General features: G+C 53.3%; 3 protein-coding genes. 1 reads left to right on the top strand and 2 read right to left on the bottom strand.

Features of this window, described 5'->3' with window-relative positions; genetic code table 11:
* Both KKC91_12500 and KKC91_12495 read right to left on the bottom strand, forming a co-directional pair.
* Nucleotides 1-803 (bottom strand): efflux RND transporter permease subunit (locus KKC91_12500; protein MBU0479363.1); only part of this gene is annotated, 803 nt, incomplete at its 3' end.
* A 3-nt stretch (nucleotides 804-806) separates the two neighbouring features.
* Complete coding sequence (locus KKC91_12495) at nucleotides 807-2,048, bottom strand: efflux RND transporter periplasmic adaptor subunit (GenBank protein MBU0479362.1); 1,242 nt, start codon at nucleotides 2,046-2,048, stop codon at nucleotides 807-809.
* A 389-nt stretch (nucleotides 2,049-2,437) separates the two neighbouring features.
* Here KKC91_12495 and KKC91_12490 point away from each other — a divergent pair.
* The coding region (locus tag KKC91_12490) for a TetR/AcrR family transcriptional regulator (GenBank protein ID MBU0479361.1) at nucleotides 2,438-2,730 on the top strand (293 nt) is incomplete at its 3' end.

The following is a 2,730-nucleotide window of genomic DNA, read 5'->3' as shown; positions in this document are numbered from 1 at the left end:
GCAACGTCACGAACCCGCACCAGACCGCCTTGATCGTTGCTGCGTACGACGATGTTTTCAAAATCTACAGGATTATCAAGCCGCCCCTTGGCTTGCAAGGTGTACTGGACCTGCTGACCGGTGTCGGCGGGTGCTGTCCCGACGGACCCCACGGCCGCCTGGATGTTTTGCTGCCGGATGGCAGCGATCACATCATCGGCGGTAAGTCCCCGGGCGGTGAGCCGCTCCGGGTCCATCCAGATGCGCATGCTGTATTCAAACTCACCAAAAATAAAGACATCGCTGACGCCGTCGATACGTAACAGGGCATCTTTGACATTTCGGCTGACGTAGTTGCTCAAAAAAAGCTTGTCCCGGGTGCCCTGGGGGGAAAAGAATTCTACCGCACCCAATATGTCGGTCGATCGTCTGCGTACATCGATACCCTGGTCGACCACCGCCTGGGGCAGTTTGGAGGTGGCCAGTTGCACCCGGTTCTGAAGGTTGACCTGGTCGATGTCCGGATCGGTGCCCACCTCAAAGGTGACAGCCAGCGTATATTGCCCGTTATTGGAGCAGGAGGAGGACATGTAGAGCATTTTGTCCACACCATTGATCTCCTTTTCAATGGGTGCGGCCACATTGTCTGCCACAACCTTGGCATTGGCGCCCGGATATGTCGCGGTTACCCGGATCTCAGGCGGCGTGATCTGGGGATACTGGGCCACGGGAATGTTCAACAGCGCAATGAATCCAGCCAGAGTTAGTACGATGGATACCACCACAGCCAGACGCGGGCGTTCGATGAAAATTCGTGAAAACATGCATCACCTCCCTTGTTGTTCATCGGTGGTAGTGGTTTTCACTTGCTGGCCGGGCCGGATCTTTTGGATGCCCTCGACGATGACTTTCTCATTTACGGCCAGACCCGATTCGATGGCCCAGTTGATGCCGACCACAGGTCCGGTCTGAATACGACGCATGACCACTCGGTTCTGGTCGTCCACCAACAGGACATAGCGTCCGTCGTGGTCTTCCAGAACCGCTGACTGGGGCACCACCGGCATTGATTTGGGTTCGCTTCGGGAAATCAGGACGGTGACATACTGTCCCGGAAGCAACGTACCGTCCGGGTTATTAAACAGAGCCCACACAGCGATGGTTCCGGTGCCGGGGTCCACGGTGTTGTCCACGAAATCCACCTGCCCCGCAATTTTGAGAATTTGACCACCAGGCAGTTTGATTCTCGGCGTCAGCATGGGGTGCTTTTGGTCCCTGTCCGCATCTTTAACGGCTGCCTTAACGGCAACAATATCATTTTCGCTGATAGAAAAAACCACCCGGATGGGATCGATTTGAACAATCCGGGCCAAAGGGCCGGAACCGGGATTCAGCAAGTTACCCCTGGTAAAGGCAGTGCGGCCAATCCGGCCGCTGATGGGCGCTGTGATCGAGGTATAACCCAGGTTGATTTGTGCGATCTGAAGGTTTGCCTTGGCCTGTTCAAGCTGCGCCCTGGCACGGAGTTCCTCGGCTACGGCATCGTCCAGATCCGTCGCGGATATCCCGCCGGAACGGACTGTTTGGGCCCGCTGAAGGTACTGGCGGGCCTTGCCAAGGGTCGCTTCGGCCTGGGCCACCAGGGCTTTGTCGGCATCAACCCTGGCCCGGTAAGGTGACTGCTCAACAACATAAAGGAGCTCGCCGGCGCGGATATCGCTTCCTTCCTTGAAGTTGACCTGTTCAAGAAACCCCTCGACCCGGGCTCGCAGGTCCACGCTCTGAATGGCCTCAACATGGCCAACGTATTCCGCCGGCGGATTGACATCCTGCGCGGTAACCAGGGTTACCTTTACCAGCGGCGGCGGTCCGCCTGGACCAGAAGGGCCGGCGATCACCACAACCGGAAACACGATCATCACCAAAAGACCCAGAAACAGGGCAACCGGCCCGGAACAGCGGTTTATGACATTAATCTTTAAGCGCTTCAACCATAAATACTTATAATCGGCGGATATCGTAGCGATTAGCGCTCGAGGATAATTGAAGCTGAACTTCGTTTGCATCATTTCTGGTCCTCCTAACGAATCAGGGTGAATTAAGTTTTGATGAACTCGTAAAAAGGCGAAATTAAGACGGCAAAGTAAAAAGTGCGAGTTCCCTCGCCAAACCTATGTGGAATAAAAAGGCGTGCGAATTTCGTGGAATGAGGCGTGCTTTTGTACGCCCCAGTGAACACGGAATGAAGCGCAACGCAGAAATCGGACTTTTTACGAAGCCGCCAAGTTTTTATCGTTGTTGACAATAAACCATTTGACTATTTTAAATATGTATTTTAACTTTATATTTAAAACGGCAAGATAATACAGTTAATCGGTTACTTCAAGTAAAAACTTTAAGTCCCCGTTTAATTTATTCCGGCTTCAGCTTTTACAAGAAAGCTTAAGGAGGAGATACCATGGCCCAGAGAGAAGACGGCAAGGAAACCCGCTACCGGCTGCTGAACGCAGCCTGTGAGGTATTCGCTGAAAAAGGCTATCGAAACGCCAAGGTGGCGGAGATCTGTCGCCGAGCCGGTGCCAACGTGGCTGCTGTCAACTATTACTTTAGCGATAAGGCCAGTCTTTACACCGAAGCCTGGCGGCATGCTTTTAATAAATATGCAATCTCCGAATCGTCTGATTTGGCGCATACTTCACCGGACGATCAACTGGGGGCCTACATCCAGACCCTTATGCAAAATTTTATGGT

Source organism: bacterium (assembly GCA_018812485.1).
In the GTDB taxonomy this organism is placed as follows: domain Bacteria; phylum JAHJDO01; class JAHJDO01; order JAHJDO01; family JAHJDO01; genus JAHJDO01.
The sequence above is the reverse complement of the archived record's forward strand: the minus strand, read 5'-3'. Positions and strand labels throughout refer to the sequence as shown.

Excerpts from the sequence above, each read along its gene's own strand:
- KKC91_12495 (MBU0479362.1), bottom strand. The coding sequence starts at position 2,048 with ATGATGCAAACGAAGTTCAGCTTCAATTATCCTCGAGCGCTAATCGCT.